Annotated in this window: 18 protein-coding genes; 2 read left to right on the top strand and 16 right to left on the bottom strand. The window is 39.2% G+C overall.

Annotation, left to right across the window (positions count from 1 at the left end; all coding sequences use genetic code 11):
• Positions 1-15: 15 nt before the first annotated feature.
• The 6 genes from MN204_RS13940 to MN204_RS13915 all read right to left on the bottom strand — a co-directional run bounded on the left by MN204_RS13940 (position 16) and on the right by MN204_RS13915 (position 6,476).
• On the bottom strand, positions 16-957 hold the full coding sequence (locus MN204_RS13940; RefSeq protein WP_249871692.1) for an MBL fold metallo-hydrolase: 942 nt from the start codon (positions 955-957) through the stop codon (positions 16-18).
• A 66-nt stretch (positions 958-1,023) separates the two neighbouring features.
• Positions 1,024-2,703 carry a CocE/NonD family hydrolase gene (locus MN204_RS13935; protein ID WP_249871691.1) on the bottom strand — a complete coding sequence of 560 codons (1,680 nt, stop codon included), beginning with the start codon at positions 2,701-2,703 and terminating at the stop codon, positions 1,024-1,026.
• Positions 2,704-2,761: 58 nt separating this feature from the next.
• A complete protein-coding gene (locus tag MN204_RS13930) occupies positions 2,762-3,178 on the bottom strand; it encodes a Zn-ribbon domain-containing OB-fold protein (RefSeq protein WP_249871690.1) in 417 nt (138 codons plus the stop codon).
• Positions 3,179-4,342, bottom strand: coding sequence for a thiolase family protein (locus MN204_RS13925; RefSeq protein ID WP_249871689.1), 1,164 nt, complete (start codon positions 4,340-4,342; stop codon positions 3,179-3,181).
• Positions 4,343-4,434: 92 nt separating this feature from the next.
• The gene (locus MN204_RS13920; RefSeq protein WP_249871688.1) at positions 4,435-5,439 is read right to left on the bottom strand and encodes a phosphotriesterase family protein; all 1,005 of its coding nucleotides are present in this window, start codon (positions 5,437-5,439) and stop codon (positions 4,435-4,437) included.
• Entirely contained in the window at positions 5,427-6,476 is a 1,050-nt protein-coding gene (locus MN204_RS13915; RefSeq protein WP_249871687.1) for a phosphotriesterase family protein, read from the bottom strand. The genes MN204_RS13920 and MN204_RS13915 overlap by 13 nt, the downstream gene beginning before the upstream one ends.
• Before the next feature lie 440 nt (positions 6,477-6,916).
• On the opposite strand from MN204_RS13915, the gene MN204_RS13910 reads away from it, so the two are divergent.
• A complete protein-coding gene (locus MN204_RS13910) occupies positions 6,917-7,918 on the top strand; it encodes an MBL fold metallo-hydrolase (protein ID WP_249871686.1) in 1,002 nt (333 codons plus the stop codon).
• 739 nt (positions 7,919-8,657) lie between these two features.
• Here MN204_RS13910 and MN204_RS13905 read toward each other — a convergent pair.
• From MN204_RS13905 to MN204_RS13895, 3 genes are all read right to left on the bottom strand, one after another.
• Positions 8,658-9,239 carry a hypothetical protein gene (locus tag MN204_RS13905; protein WP_249871685.1) on the bottom strand — a complete coding sequence of 194 codons (582 nt, stop codon included), beginning with the start codon at positions 9,237-9,239 and terminating at the stop codon, positions 8,658-8,660.
• Positions 9,223-9,462 (bottom strand): hypothetical protein, encoded by a 240-nt coding sequence (locus tag MN204_RS13900; protein ID WP_249871684.1) that lies wholly within the window; start codon positions 9,460-9,462, stop codon positions 9,223-9,225. The genes MN204_RS13905 and MN204_RS13900 overlap by 17 nt, the downstream gene beginning before the upstream one ends.
• A gap of 406 nt (positions 9,463-9,868) precedes the next feature.
• Positions 9,869-10,639: an SDR family NAD(P)-dependent oxidoreductase gene (locus MN204_RS13895; protein WP_249871683.1), complete on the bottom strand. Its 771-nt coding sequence runs from the start codon at positions 10,637-10,639 to the stop codon at positions 9,869-9,871.
• Positions 10,640-10,805: 166 nt separating this feature from the next.
• Between MN204_RS13895 and MN204_RS13890 the strand changes: the two genes are divergently transcribed.
• Positions 10,806-11,396, top strand: coding sequence for a TetR/AcrR family transcriptional regulator (locus tag MN204_RS13890; protein ID WP_249871682.1), 591 nt, complete (start codon positions 10,806-10,808; stop codon positions 11,394-11,396).
• A 323-nt stretch (positions 11,397-11,719) separates the two neighbouring features.
• On the opposite strand, the gene MN204_RS13885 is transcribed toward MN204_RS13890, so the two are convergent.
• The 7 genes from MN204_RS13885 to MN204_RS13855 form a co-directional block, all read right to left on the bottom strand.
• Positions 11,720-12,079, bottom strand: coding sequence for a rhodanese-like domain-containing protein (locus MN204_RS13885; RefSeq protein WP_249871681.1), 360 nt, complete (start codon positions 12,077-12,079; stop codon positions 11,720-11,722).
• Positions 12,080-12,200: 121 nt separating this feature from the next.
• A complete protein-coding gene (locus MN204_RS13880) occupies positions 12,201-12,497 on the bottom strand; it encodes a rhodanese-like domain-containing protein (RefSeq protein ID WP_249871680.1) in 297 nt (98 codons plus the stop codon).
• Between the two features lie 97 nt (positions 12,498-12,594).
• The gene (locus tag MN204_RS13875) at positions 12,595-12,855 is read right to left on the bottom strand and encodes a metal-sensitive transcriptional regulator (protein WP_249871679.1); all 261 of its coding nucleotides are present in this window, start codon (positions 12,853-12,855) and stop codon (positions 12,595-12,597) included.
• A 7-nt stretch (positions 12,856-12,862) separates the two neighbouring features.
• Positions 12,863-13,213: a sulfurtransferase gene (locus MN204_RS13870; RefSeq protein ID WP_249871678.1), complete on the bottom strand. Its 351-nt coding sequence runs from the start codon at positions 13,211-13,213 to the stop codon at positions 12,863-12,865.
• 103 nt (positions 13,214-13,316) lie between these two features.
• Positions 13,317-15,014, bottom strand: coding sequence for an FAD-dependent oxidoreductase (locus MN204_RS13865; protein ID WP_249871677.1), 1,698 nt, complete (start codon positions 15,012-15,014; stop codon positions 13,317-13,319).
• Positions 15,015-15,087: 73 nt separating this feature from the next.
• Complete coding sequence (locus MN204_RS13860) at positions 15,088-15,867, bottom strand: sulfite exporter TauE/SafE family protein (protein WP_249871676.1); 780 nt, start codon at positions 15,865-15,867, stop codon at positions 15,088-15,090.
• Between the two features lie 103 nt (positions 15,868-15,970).
• Complete coding sequence (locus tag MN204_RS13855) at positions 15,971-16,198, bottom strand: sulfurtransferase TusA family protein (RefSeq protein ID WP_249871675.1); 228 nt, start codon at positions 16,196-16,198, stop codon at positions 15,971-15,973.
• Positions 16,199-16,276: the final 78 nt, after the last annotated feature.

Raw genomic sequence — 16,276 nt, 5'->3', positions numbered from 1 at the left:
CTCCTTTCATTTAATCTAGAAACCTATATATTCTTCCTCATAACCATTCATCGTTACAAAGAATGCACAAGGTAAATGATTCGGGTTTCCTTTATACTCTAGTTCTTCTGCAATGGATGTAAATCGTCCATATGTGCCTTCTCTGTCCTCTATTTTTCCTTCATATAAGTGACGTTTGAAAACAGCAGCTAATTTTTTATCCATATCAAGACTGAGTTTCAATGCTTTCACTACTTCTTCACCGTCCAATTGAGCTTGAGATGCATTTCCGTTATTATCGAGAAAATGATGTCCTAAAAATAACCGTTTCGGTTTAATCTCTTCAAAAAGGCGGTTTAGACTTTTACGATAAAGTGCTGGTTGTTCAATCGTTGGAAATCCCCCTTGTGCTCCACCATACATCTGTACAGCATCTGCTGCAAAGGCCCATTCAAGTCCATTCAGGATAAATGATACCATCCCTGCCGAGTGTCCAGCTGTTTCAACCACAGTCAAACTGACATCTCCTCCTAAAGATATAGTATCTCCATCACTCACTTCATCTGCAGGCTCAATCCCTTCACCAATATCATTCATTAGTATGTTTTTATGCATTTCCTGATAGGATGCATCTACATATTTCCCTTGTAGCTGGTCATAATCATCGAGATGCTTATTCTTGTTCCGAAGCAGCTCTGCTTCTTTTTTAGGGATGACGACTTTTGCCTTTCTCCCTGTTTTCTCCCATACGGCTCTTGCACCACCAAGATGATCTACATGTCCGTGAGTGAGGAGAATCCACTTCATATCTTCAATTTGGATGCCGTATTCTTTTAAGACTGGTTCGATTGCATCTTCTGCAGATGAGTGAATACCAGTATCGATAAGCGCGGGCTCGGGTGCATCAATGTAGTAAGCATAGGCAGAAGTTTTTCCAAATTTACATTCTATAGGAATCACGCGTATTGTATCCGTCATGTATTTCCTCCTATCTACTCTGTTTCTATCCAATTTCCGAAGCAGTATTTCTCAAATTATTTATTTTCAGTCATTCAGAACTACCGGCAGAATCAGGCGTGAAGGATGATCCTTATCACGATAGATTTTATGAGTGGTTGCACGTCCACTTGGTAAATGATAGCTGTCAGGTGGCAATAGTTTAGCTTCTGCTTCATCAATCGATTCGTTACAAGAAAGTTCCAGCTCTATCTGATGACCGGACTTAATTAAGTAAGAGAATGGATATAAGCGAATCGCATACTCAAGGATTTCTCCTGGTGGTACAGGTACTGCTTCTGTATGCGGTTGCCATGGTTCGCCACGTTTCGATTTTGCTTCATCTAATTGTCGATGGGAAGCTTTCAGATAGCCTGTTGTCATCAAATTGCGTTTGCCATCCGGAGCTACATCAAATAGCTTTGCAATAAAGTTCGTATCTTCTGTATCAATTTCTGCGAAAATATGCAATGCACCGGTGCCAGTGAATTCAGTAGCTTCCCTGAAAGCGTCACTCTTCCATTTTAGCGATTCAGACTTCGTCGTAACTGTCAATGGTGCTTGGTAAAATCCGTCTGGATGTGCATATTCTGATGAAAGTGGTTCGGGCTTCGTACTGACCTTATGCCTTGGACGTAGGTAGAAATCTTTATGCTCTATATTTCGCAGTGGCCACTCGTTTTCTTTACGGAATTCGAAGGAACCTTCAACAGAAAACTGCACTGTCGGCTCATCCATAATCCCATTGTCGATTCCCTTGAGCCAGTAATCATACCAGCGGAACATTTCATCATGATTTTCATGGAACGGTCTTTCAAGCATCGGCGGAAGTTGCTGGATATCAAGTTTCTTCACACCTTGCACACGCTTGAAGCACTCAATTGTCCCTTCCACGTTCCATCCTCGGCCCCATTTCGCCTGGAAATACACCGGAATATCCACTTGATGTGCAACCTCAATGGCACTTTTTTCTTTCCAAAAAGGACCATCCAGTGGGTTAAGCAAGTAATCCATCCATAATTCATGTCTGTCCTGATAGTGGAGAAGATGCACGAAGTCTGACCAATGAGCAATATCCGGATCTTTGAGTCGTTCCTCTGTAATTTCCTTCATCTTCTCAGCGGAATAAACGCGAGAGCTCTTACTAGCTACGTTATTAAAGGCGTTTCCACTGTCTCCCCCACGCCCTTCACGTGATGCACGAGGCATAAGCCACATAATACCACCATGATAGCAAAGCTCGTATAAGTCAAAATGTCCGCCATTTACGAAGATTGCTTTCAAGTGTGGTGGCCTTTCGGCGGCTCCTAAAATCTGAACGGAAGCAAAGTAGGAAATTCCAATCATTCCAATATTGCCGTCGCACCAATCCTGTTCAGCCATCCATTCTACGATATCATAGATGTCCTTCCCGTCTCCGTGGCCGCCTGAGTTATAGTTTCCAACCATTTCACCTTCTGATCCGCCTGTTCCACGAACATCAGCAATAATATGGGCATAACCATGTTCTACAACCGCATGTATATCTCCTGCTTCAATCGCACCGTTCCAAAGCGGACTCGGACGTGCTTGTGGAGGCAATGTTAGTACCTCGGCCTGCAGTTCCTTACCATATGGACTGAGAGCCAAGAGTGCCGGGACTTTCTCTGTACCTTCCGGAAGATATATATCTGCAGCGATATGTACGCCATCGCGCATTGGAATCATTACATTCTTTTTTATAATCATAAACGTTCACTCCTCTTCGTCAACCTCTATCTCTTCTCTGTTTTGATTTTGCTTACTCTTATACAGGGGTAAAACAAGGAACGTACGGTCCTAAATTATCAGCATCACCAGTCTGTTTGAAAACTAGTTTTACTTTCTGCCCAATTTCCAGCGAGTCTAGGTCACAGTCCACAATATTTGTCATCATTTTCGGACCTTCATCCAATTCCACATAAGCAATAGCGTAAGGTGCTGGTTTTGCACGGCGCATGATACTAAATGTATAGATTATGCCTGTTCCTGTCGCTTCTTTCCAAACGGTTTCATCACTCATGCAAAATATGCAAATGTTCCTCGGATAATAGTGATATTGCTCACAGGATTTACAATATTTAATGAGTAACCTTCCTTCAGCCGCAGCATCCCAATAATCTTGATGTTCCGGATGCATCTCAGGGATGGCCATTTTTCTTTCCTGATATAGAGTCGCCATCATCTACACCCTCTCCATAATTAACGTTGCACTACAGTGACGGCTTCCAAGACCGCCACCAATACCATTAACAAGTGCGACGTCACAATCCTCCACCTGCACTTCAGGATGTGCTTCCCCACGGAGCTGACGAACCGCTTCAATCAGTTTTGTTATTCCACCTCTGCTTGTTGGGTGGTTATTGCTCAATCCTCCGCCATCTGTGTTCACTGGTAGTTTTCCTTTACCTGATATTAGATTTCCCTCAGCTACAAATTTTCCACCTTCACCTTTTTCACAGAAGCCAAGATCCTCAAGCTGCATAATTACCGTAATGGTAAAGCTGTCATAAATACTTGCATATTTAATATCATCTGGAGTTAATCCAGCTTCCTTAAATGCTGCTTTTCCAGAGTGGACAGCAGCAGTATATGTCATATCCATTTTCCCACCCATCGGACCTTGTGGAGATTCCCCAGCTCCACTAATCTGAATTAACGGCCGATCAAGCTTTTTAGCAATTTCCGGATTAACGACAACGATTGCCCCACCGCCATCACTTACGACACAGCAATCCAATAAATGAAGCGGGTCAGAAATCATTGGAGATGTAAGGACATCCCCCACCGTAACGACGTCCTTCAATCTGGCATTTGGATTATACTGCGCATGGTAAGAAGCAGCCACTTTCACCCAGGCCAATTGTTCACTTGTCGTCCCATATTTATGCATATGAAGCTTTGCAACCATTGCATATTCATTTACTGCTGTTGGTGCATATGGCTGTTCAAACGGAACTTCTGGAATATTCGGGGTAACTTTTTTCGGTTTAACCCCACTCTTTCCTTCCGCTCGGGGACGTCCACCCATCGTAATCAGTGCCACATTACATTTCCCTGCAGCAATTGCCTGGGCTGCATGGGAGATATGGACAATATAAGATGAACCTCCTGTTTCCGTTGAATCGATATGACGTACGTTTAATCCAAGGTAATCAACCATCGATAATGCCCCACCTGGTGCATCACTAGCACAGAAATAACCGTCGACATCTTTTAGAGTTAATCCCGCATCTTTTAGTGCACCTTTTGCACATTCAGCATGGATTGCGGCGACCGATTGAATTTCAATGAGACGCAATGGATGTTCATATGCTCCTGCAATAAAAGCTCTCCCTTTAATACTCATTGTATAAAACCCCCATGGTTCTCTATGAATCTCCCAACCTCTTATTTAAGTTACAAAGTTACTAATAGAGCTGTATATGTTTATTAATAAAGTTAAGCCTCGACTGCTTCTTTGGCAGCTTTTATTAGATTCGGTTGTGGATCCCGCATTGTCAATAGCTTCGCGGGTGTATCAACGAGAAGAAGCTCTACGGTCTCGTCGCTAACTCCTCGTTCCTGCAATTCCGGCACGAACACTTCAAGAAGCTCTGCCACAGAATGTTCTGTTGAAGCCCAACCTAAAGCGAAGCAATTCGCATCACATGAAATAATTGCACGATTTTCATAACCTGCTTTAAAAAGGTCCATGACCTGGTCCAATCTTTCAGCTCGAGGGCGTGCCCAGAATGGAGCTGGAACTTCAGGTGTTCCTTTTTCCGTATCAAAACCAATCGTGTCATAGCCAACGTATGCCCCTCTTTCAGCAATTCTGAAATCACGAGCAGGATCAAGACCTTCCTTCCCGTCCGAGTGACCAATAACAACACGATCCAAAGACAATCCTTCCATTTCGAAAAGGTCCATCTGACGGTCGGCATTGATTGATAAATGGGTAAGAATTGGGACTCCAGTAGCAACGGCTGCTCTTGCTGCTGCACGGTAAACCTTCTCATCCAGTTCATTCAGTCCACCACGACTAACACCACATTTAATTGCACCTGCTTTAACATTTGTTCCTTCGATTCCAACTGTAATCTCATGGTAGAACAAGTCAGCCAAGTATTCGATTGACTTATCACGGAAATACGGCAGAACTGTATCACCGGAAACAAATCCTGTACATGCGACGATATTTACTCCCGTAACACGGGAAACTACTTGCCAGTATGAAATGTCACGTCCTGTTCCAATTCCTGTACAGTCAACAATGGTTTGCCCTCCTAGTTCACGAAAATGCTTAAGCTTGTCAATTGTTACTTCAAGCATTTTTGGGCGTGCCTCCCACCATTTCGTATCGAGATCACATCCTGGAAGTCCAAAACCAATGTGTTCGTGCATCGCAGTGATCCCCAACTGTTCTGCAGCAATCGGTCCAAGAATAGTGTTTACTTTACCCATGTTATATCTGCTCCTTCCACTTGTGGTTTGTAAACCCCTTTATCCCCTTCAAGAGAGAGGATTCGCTGCGGATTTACTTCCAGTAGCTGACGTACTTGCTCATCTGTTACTCCTGCTTTCTTGAGTTTCGGTACAAATATGCTAAGCAAATAATCAAAACCTTGATGTGCTGTATCATGACCAATAGCATAGCCTACAGAGTTTGTTGAAATAAGTACGCGATTCCCAAGTCCTTCTGCAAATAATTCAAGTATAAGCTCGACTCTACGATCATCACTTACATACCCTTCATGCGGTGTCCAACCTGCATGATCCAGCGCGACCATTACTCCACGGCGCGCAAGCTTAAATGTATCTCCACGTGCATCTGATTCTAGACGGTCAAGTCCCCCTACAATTATACGAGAGATATCTGCCCCTTCTTTTTCAAGAATATCTAACTCATGTTCTGGCTCTCTTCCATATTGGAACGTTATTGTCGCCCCTGTTTGCTGTGCTGCCAATGCAGAACCTCGAAACAGGTGCTCTTCGAATCTTGTAATTCCTTTCTTATTCGCTTCCGTTGCAATGAGGCCAGCCGGACCAGTGCGTTCACGGCGTGGAATGACGGTACCCTGACTAATTTCATTTGCAAACATCTCTGATAATCTATCAAGCGGCATTGGACCAGGCGGCTCCGTCTGTTGAGTCGTAAAGTATGATCCTACCATCGATGCTGGTCCTAATCCGGTAGATGCAACAATATGAACTTCTGTTTCCTTGGAAAGCGCACGGTATAGCTTTACATTTCGACCGCGGAACATTCCACTGCGATCAACAATTGTTCCTCCACCAAGACGTCGATATTCTTTTAAGGACTGCTTTAATGTATTAAATTGTTTACTTTCATCCATATCCATTTCAGGTGCAAATTCTGCCCCAGGAATTTTTGATACAAGCACTTCATGCACCAAGACTACTCCCAATTCTGCTACTGAAACTGGACCAAGTACTGTATTGACAATACCTAAATCTGATTTCCCGAATGAATTTACCATATCTAAATCCTCCTGTCGTTTCATTAAAATATTGATTCGCTATTTTTTATACTATTCCTATAAAATACCTTTATAATATTCAATCAATTCGTTATATTGTAACCGCTTTCTGTATATTTTTTATATTATTATATTGTTATACCAAAGTCAATATGTTTTTTAAATTTTTAGATAAAATAAAATCAAAGAATCTAATTTAGGTTAATATTTAGCCATTTTTATAGATTAAAAATCATATGACAATTCAAATGAAAACCAGTAAAATTAATATAGGCTATATTTTTTTCTATATAAAGATTTTCTTTATACCTGAAGGATTTATAAAAAAGAATCCAACTTGAGCAAGAAATTGTAATCTATTTTCAAAAACCCTCTAATGAATAATCGAATTTTTCATTCTGTATTCGTAGAAACTCTATATAAGAAAAGGAGAACGTCATGTGTCATATTTAGGTAAACATGTAAAAATAATTCCCATTGAAGTCCCTGTATCTAACAAACTAAAAAGCATTAACTTCTTTATAGTTAAAAAACAGGATTCCCTCTTCCTTATCGATGCTGGGTTAAACAACGAAAGTTATTGGAATTATTTACAACAGACTTTATGTGAAAACGGCTATACATTAAACAATTTAACTGCCATACTGCTTACACATCACCATTTTGATCATGTTGGCTTGGTCCATCAGATTGCAAACAAGCATGGGATACCGGTTTACATACATCCTTATGCACTTCCGAAACTGAAACTCGATCCCGAATTTATGTATATGAGCTATACCTTTTTCAAGGACTTGTATCGTAAAATGGATTGCGGAGAGTTTGGTGAAGCACAGGCTGAAGATCGATATAGAAAGCAGATGAGCACTAGAACAACAGCCTCAGATTGGAACGTTCATGAAATTTGCAAACCAAGTGTATTCGGATTTGAAATTATACCGATACCCGGGCATGCTCCTGATCAGGTTGCTTTTTACATTGCGGATGAAAAGATTTTATTCATCGGTGATTTGCTCATTGAACATATGGCAAGCTGTGCTATCGTTGAACCTGAATTGGAAGGAAGCCGATCAAAATCACTGATTGACCATCAGAAATCTTTGAAAGCAATCATTGCTTTATCTCCTAGGCTTGCTTATTCAGGGCATGGATCCGTGATTCACAACCCTGCCCAACTGGCTGAAAAGAGACTAAAAGAAATTGAAAGTAAAGCAAAAGCTTTTTTAGCTCTGATTGAATCGGGAATTTCCACTGGCAGTGAAATAGTCAAGCAAGAACATCCAGCCAAGTATGAAAAACAGTTTTTTACCGTGATGTCTGAAGTGATGAGTTTTCTAGATTATTTAGAAGTTCAAGGGGAAATAATTAAAGAAGAAAAAGCTGGTGTTTGGCATTATTCTTCCAAACACACTCTATTAAAAAAAAGTCCAAGTATAAAGTAACTCTATACTTGGATTTTTTTGTTATATCGAAATATCAAATCTCCACTAAAATGCATCTGTGGTAGTTATAGCACTAAATATTTTAGCCAAGGGTTTCTTTAATAGTGAGGATATTACTAGAAGACAAAACAAAAGCGCAAGCGCCCGTTAAGGGACGTACGGACTGCGCCCCGTACTGTGGGGTGGTTCGACTTGTCGAACATTCCTACGTAGGAGATAAAGGAAACATGCCCCTTGCACTGTAGGGGTATGCCGGCGTTGGGCATAGCCCGTTCTTAGTCGGCCTTCCTTAAGCACCCAGAGCCGATGTTGACTTATCGTACGGAGGTGAAGGAAGTCTCGCTAGTCCCTGGTCCGCTTGCGCTAGACGTGGCTGTTTAGGTGTAAGAATTAATTGCTGCCAAGATTTTATACTTTCCTACTCCTAAATAAAAACACATCTATATCGATGTGTCTTAACTGGATTAATTTGGATGCAAGATTAGCTTTCCTTTTTTGTTGTACTCCATCTGTTCATATGCTTATTGGATCAAAATCAAATATATGGCCAACGACTCGACTACTTGTTGTCGCTAAAAAGCTCCATGGTTTTAGAGGCAAATTCAGTTGTTATTACTGACTTGTATTGATTACTTCTTGGTGTGAGCAACGTACCTGTCAGTTGGATTCGCTTGGACATTAAATCCATTTGATTGAGTTTTTATTAGCATGAGTACTTTCGTCCCAGCCACCCTTTAGTTTATATCAGCCATTTCTCAATAATATGATCAATCTGTGCTTTTTTCGATGCATGTAGTAAATAATCCAAATCCATCATTTCACGATCGTGTTGGTGGATTTGAAACATTCGCTGAGCCCAATCATAATCATCAGACCATTCAGGGTTTTGCGGGTGAGAAACGATAGCGGACTCCAGCCTATGAATGATTATATCCTCTACACCAATAACATAAATCACGAGTCCATTTTCCAATTCCATTTCAATAACCTTATCGCTACTTCCTTCTAAATAATTGTCTGGTATCTCTATAGAAATTTCCAATTCCTCGTGATACCAACTCCGCCCCTCTTTAATAAACCCAAGTTCATTCGTAAGTAATCTATCAAATTGGTCTCTTCCATCCGTTACTAAATCAATATCATAGGTTGTATAGTTGTTTCTGGTATAGATCTCAACAGATAATCCACCCACTATGATCGGTTGAATATTATTTTTTTGAAAATAAGCAGTTAACAATCCACAAACATGTACCATTCTTTCATGCTTTGAAAGGTGCTTGAGTTCATGAAACCTATCCTTCAATTCATTCAGATGGATCATAATACATTCTCCGCTTTCCGATCATTTTCATTTTCCCTTCCCTTTTTGCTCGCTCCACGCTTGCCCTTGTAATTTCAGTTAAAGCCTTGCGTTCATCCTCTGAACGTGGTCGCAAACGTCTAACACGTGGATTTTGAGCCCGTTCTTTATAAAGCTGCGCATTTACCTTTTTCCGATTATCAGCTATATTATCGTTAACCTGTGATCTTTTAACAGAACGCACGATAGCACCACCTTTTAATATTATTATACATTATAGACAAGAAACTGTTCACTTATCTTCACGCAAGCAAGCCATTCTAATCTGGAAACATGGTTACCATACTCATCTTCCAAAAATAAAGCGGACCAACCATTGAAACTGCTACACTACCAATAAAGTATTTTTTAAGAAAAGTATTTGGCAGGCTTCACTCATTTTAATGAACAAGCAAGGGCAAAATGGTATATATCACAAAAAATGTATACCATAGGGACAGGAACACTTGTCCTAATTAATAATTAATCTACTTAAAAGTGGACCGAGATACCTGTCCCTGTGGTTCTATGAATATAAAAAACACTCACTTTGACCAAAGATTGATCAAAGTGAGTGCTTTCTACTATTAGTAATATACGTATTCTATTGCTTAGCGTGAAGTATAACCAGCATCAGCATGTATGGTTGTACCTGTTACATAGGACGAGGCATCAGATGCTAACCAAAGTGAAGCTTGTGCAATCTCTTCTGCTTGACCAAAGCGATTTAATAAGCTTAATTGTGGTGCATATTCTTCTTCGCTTAAGCCAAATTGTTCCAGTGCCCCGCGCAGCATTGGCGTATCAATTGCGCCTGGTGCTACGGAGTTGACACGGATATTAAATTTACCGTTCTCTAGAGCTGCTACTTTCGTTATCCCTATAACACCATGTTTTGCTGCTACATAAGCGATGTTATCCGGTTGCGGACGGTAACCACTAACAGAAGAAATATTAATGATTGAGCCGCCATTTCCTTGCTTTTTCATTTGTTGCAGCTCATATTTTTGGCATAATGCCGCACCTTTTAAATCAACAGACATTAAACGATCCCAGTAATCTTCATCAAATGAATCAGCTGGTTTATCGTCAGGAGTTAATGCTGCATTGTTTACCGCAACATCTAATTTACCGAATGTGTCAACAGTAAATTGCACCATTGCCTGAACTTGCTCTGAGTTAGAAACATCTACTTTTACAAATGCAGCCTCGCCACCTGCATTTTTGATTTCCTCAACTACTTTCTGACCCTTTTCTTCATTGAAGTCTGCAATTACAACCTTTGCTTTTGCCTCTGCGAAAAGCTTCGCTGTTGCTTCCCCCATACCCATTGCAGAACCTGTTACGATTGCTACTTTACCTTCTAATACTGGAAATACCATATCTCATACCTCCCTAATTTTTCTAACTTAATTTTAGTTCAAGAAATTTCAAATAACAATCAATAGAACATACAAAACTGTTCGATATCAGACAAATTTTGAAGTATTGTATATTAAAATTGCTTTCTGTGAATCAATTGGAAATAATAGAAAAGGAGGTGTCTATATGGCAATCTATACTGACAAACGTATCCAACGCTCTACACAGGCTATCAAAGCCAGTTTTATAAATTGCTTAACTAAAAAACCATTTCAAAAAGTGACGGTAACTGAAATTATTCGTGAATCCAATTATAACCGTGGCACCTTCTACGCACATTTTGAATCAAAGGAACAATTGCTGCAGGAAATCATTGATGATACACTACAAGAAATGATTGAACAAATACGTGTACCATATATAAAATATACAGAAGTTCATCTGTCTCAATTAAATATTGAAGATATTACATTATTTAAATACTTTCAGGATCATGCCGATTTGTACAAACTTCTTTTAAGCAATCATATACAAGTCGATTTCCGGTATCAGCTGGCACTTGCCATTGAGAAATTATTTATCAAAGAATATGAGTACGATATTTCCTCTAAGAAACTTGATTTGAAATGGTTATATATATATCGTTCGCACGGTATCGCGGGAATGATCATTCGATGGATCGAAGAGGATTTCCAAACTCCACAAAACGAAATGTCCAAGCAAGTAGTAGAACTGATGCTGGTTTCAACAGAATCATTTCGAATCAAAGAACTTTAACGTACGAAACCTGGTGCATTAGAAAACGTGGCAACTACCTAAGCCTTTGGGCGGATGCCTTAGTTGCACTTATGCAAGTATGAAAGTTACTTTCTTACTTGCCAAAAAAGCTGTCCATGAAAAATACTTAGACAGCTTTACTTCTATTTTATGATGCGATTCCCATAAACACTTTTGACTCTAGAAATTTTTCGTTACCATTGATACCGGATTGCATAAAGCCTGCAAATGGTTGCCAACATATCAGCTTCATTTTCATTAATCTTAATCTGCCTGCGCGGATACACACACATGGAAGCACTAGAACCGTCCCTCTGCTTCCTTTAAACCCAAGAACTCATGCCGCCTTTAACGTTGGAGATATTTTGAAAGCCTTGTTTTTTAAGGATTTTAGCAGCTTTTGCACTCCTCATGCCACTTTGGCAAATGACAACGACTTCTTTTTCCTTATCTAATGAAACTGATTTACTGGACAGATTGGAAAGCGGAATGTTCTTAAAAGGCTTTCGGTGATTTGCTTTATATTCACCAGGTGTACGAACATCAATGAATTGTGCATCGTTATCCTTAAATTTACCTTTAGCCTCTTGAACACTAATATTCGTGATACCTTTTACCTGCATAAAGCGACTAACAAAATATGCGATAATTAAAATGATGAGAATCCATTCAATAATACCCATTTCACTGCTCCTCTTTAGCTTTTTAGAATACTTGGTTGTCATCAAAGCTTTTGCTGACAGCCTTCATTGTACGTATGCAGATAGTAACCTTTCTACCTGCTTAGAAAAAGAAATGGAGAGATTACTCCATTTCTCTTTCCCAAACAAGCATGCCACCCGCCATATTTGTTACATCGAAGCCATGTTGGATGAGGAACTCGCATGCGTTACCACTTCTTCCTCCTGAACGGCATACCATGTAATAATGTTCACTTTTATCTATTTCTGCTAGACGTTCTGGAATTTGACCTAGTGGGATATGTTTTGCTCCTGGGATTTTGCCCATTGCTACTTCCTCATCTTCTCTGACGTCTATTATATTTAGTTTCTTACCTGATGCTAATTTTTGTTCTAATTCCTTCGCTGTAATTTCTTTCATTATAAATACCTCCACGTTTATCTAATACCCAGATGGGTATGTTTTTATTTAAAAAGAAAAGTTCATCAACTCTTCTATTTCTAATGAATTGCTGAACTTATCTACTTTTAACTAGTAATTCTACTGCATCTTTAACTACTTGTTCAGTGCTTTCACCATTTGCTATATTGTCCCGTACACATTGTTCTAAATTCATACTTACAATTAAACCGATGGTACGATCAATAGCACTGCGTGATGCAGATAACTGCGTAATTACATCGCGACAATCTTGGTTTTTCTCAATCATACTTAAAACGCCTTTAACTTGTCCTTCAATTCGTTTTAAACGATTGACTACCGCTTTATCATATTCCATTATTATCTCACTCCTTATCTCTGCACGGACAGTTACTTAGTTGGTAGCTTGCAATCTGATATCCCTTACTCACTAAATATCTTACCCCTAAATTAAGTTCAAGGCGATCCATTGCAATTATATGCAACTTTTGATCAGGGATTTCTTTTACAAACCGCTTTAAGTAAGCATAAGGAACACGGATATCACTTTGATTATCAGGTAGATCTTCGCTGTTATAATCCCTCAAATCGAGGACGACTGTACTTTTCTTATCTTGACCGTTTTTTCCACAAGGGATACCAAGTACAGGAAAATATCTTCTATATAGAAAAATACATAAAACTAATCCAATAAATGTCATAAAATAGATACTCATCTCCACCACCTATGGATAAGGATATATTTATATTATACCGCTCGGGGTATGTTGTCAAATCCCTGTCAATGTAAGACTATCACGAAGCGTAATCGCCTTACAATTATTTGAAATTATATTCTGTTACGATTTTTTCTCTTTTTGTTGTCAGATCATTAAAGTATTCGTACAGATTAACACCTAAATAGGATCCGGAAATATTAAATATATTGGTATAACCTAAGTTTTGTAAAGCCATTACCATATTATAGCTTCGTTGACCAGATCGACAATGAACATAAACGGCTTTATCTTTTGGAATTTCATCAAGTCTGTTTCTAAATTCACTTAATGGAATATTCACGGCATTTTTCAAATGTCCACTATTAAATTCATTTGTCTCTCGAGCATCAATAATACATGCATTATTTTCAACTAATTCACGAACTTGAGAAACTTTTACTTCTCTATAGTTTCCGTTTAACTGATTTATTGCAACAAGTGCGGCATGATTCACAACATCCTTTGCTGTACCTAACATAGGAGAGTACGTCAATTCTACATCTTTTAGATCTTCTAATGTTCCATTCATCGTAATCATCGATGCGATAACATCAATCCGTTTATCGGTACTCCCTTTACCAATGGCTTGTGCACCTAAAATTCTACCTGTAGGTGTCTCATAAACTAATTTAAAATGCATGACATTACTGTTTGGCATTAATCCTACTTTATCACTTGGCATGATGTATACAGAATCATAGCTAAATCCAGCTGCTTTTGCTGTTTTTGCATTTAATCCGGTTGAAGCAGCATTTAGATTGAATAGGTGAATAGAGGATGAACCAATAACACCTAAGGTTCTGCTTGGTATGCCATATATATGATTTGCTGCAGCTCTTGCTTGCTTTTGGGCTGGTCCGGCTAAAGCAAGACGCGTTGGCTTATGCAATAAACGATGATACACTTCAATTGCATCTCCAACTGCATAAATATCCCTATCACTCGTTAAATAGTTCGTGTCTACTTTGATAGCACCAGTTTCACCAATTTCAAGGCCAGCATCTTCCGCTAACTTTGTTTCAGGTCTTACACCAATAGCTAAAATAACTGCTTGTGCATCGATTTTTTTACCAGATTGGGTTTCGATAAAACCGTCACCGATTTTTGCTAAACCATCATTGACTACTAAATTCACACCATGATCCACCATTTCTTTATGAAGGATTTGTACCATATCGTAGTCAAATGGTGTCATGATTTGATCAGCAAATTCTATTAAAGATACATTGTATTCTGATAAACGAAGATTTTCAGCTACTTCAACACCGATAAAACCTCCACCGATTACTGCAACATCGTTGATATCTTTTTCTTTCATATAAGCATTTAATTGTTGAATGTCCACGACATTTCGAATGGTAAATACATTCGAATTGTGAATTCCCTCTATTTTATTCGGACGAATTGGTGATGCTCCAGGTGCGAGAACAAGCTTATCATAAGGTTCTTCATAGGTATTGTCAGTTGCTAAATCCTTTATGGTGATTGTTTTTTGATCGCGATTTATCTTGATTACCTCACTATGAACTCTGGCGTCGATATGATAGCGCTTTTCAAACATTTCTGGGTCCATTAACACCAAAGATTCACTATCTTCAACAATTCCACTTAAGTGGTAAGGTAAGGAACAGTTAGAAAAAGATACATGTGGGCCTTTTTCAAACATGATTACTTCTGCATGTTCATCTATTCTTCTAACTTTTGCGGCAGTAGAAGCTCCGCCAGCTACTCCTCCAACTACTAAAATTCTTTTTTCCATGATGTAGCCCTCCTTTATTATGATCACCTAGCCTATTGGTGACTGCCTTCGTTAAACGTATACCAATCGTCTATTACATTAGAATGTCAAACCAAATTTTGACTGCAGTACCCGCTATCATCATTGCTAAAATAATTTGTAGGATTCGTGTGTTCATCTTCTTACCAGCTTTAGCTCCAAGCGGTGCTGCCAGTATGCTTGCTATAATCATAATGAATGCTGCCCAGTAATCTACTTGACCAGTTGCAAGTTTACCAACACTCCCTCCGATGGAAGAAATAAACGTGACTGCTAAACTCGTTGCAATCGTCATACGTGTTGGAATATAAAGAACCGTTAACATGATTGGTACGAGCAGGAATCCCCCAGCTGCACCAACAATTCCTGATCCAATACCAACTATGAACGCTAGTATTGCTGCTAGGGGCTTATTAAATGTCACTTCATTTAATGGCATAGCGTCTACTTGTTTTTTCGGCATAAACATCATAATCGCAGCTATTAAAGCAAGAATCCCATAGACGACATTAACCGCTAGTTCTGATAGGGAACTCGATCCATAACTACCTATTAAGCTACCAATTAAAATTGCTCCACCCATATAAATAATGAGTTGTTTGTTAAGGTAACCGCCCTTTCGATATGCCCATACTCCAGCAAGCGATGCGAAAAATACTTGAACTGCACTAATACCGGAAACTTCGTGAGCTGTAAATGCTACAAGACCGAATAGTGGTGGAATATAGAGTAACATTGGATATTTGATGATGGATCCTCCGACACCTAACATTCCGGATAAGAAGGAACCGATAAATCCAATTGCAAATATGACAATAAAAAATGTTACATCCATTTTTTCGTCCTTCTTTCTGATGGATCTGTTTCCTAACATACATTCATTTAGTTTACTTTTAGCCTTCTTAAAAAAATGCTACTACTAAGCTATTTGATTGTTCTTATACTTTTTGAATATAGAAGTAAAGTACATCTTCTTCTGTTTTTTGTTCGATTACTGTGTGTCCACCTGATTTGGCCCATGCTGGAATATCATTTTCCGCACCTTTATCTGTTACAAGTACTTCTAATACTTCACCGGTGTTTATTTCATCGATCGCTCTTTTGGTCTTTACGATTGGCATTGGACATGCCAATCCCTTTGCATCTAATGTTTTTTTAATCTTCATTGGAATACCTCCATCTTTAAATTTTTTCATTGAATGGGATTAGATTTATTGAAACTTCAACAGGTCGATAGTTTATCA

The organism is Oceanobacillus saliphilus (genome assembly GCF_023522835.1).
Lineage (GTDB): Bacteria > Bacillota > Bacilli > Bacillales > Amphibacillaceae > Oceanobacillus > Oceanobacillus saliphilus.
This window is presented reverse-complemented; position numbering and strand designations above follow the sequence as displayed.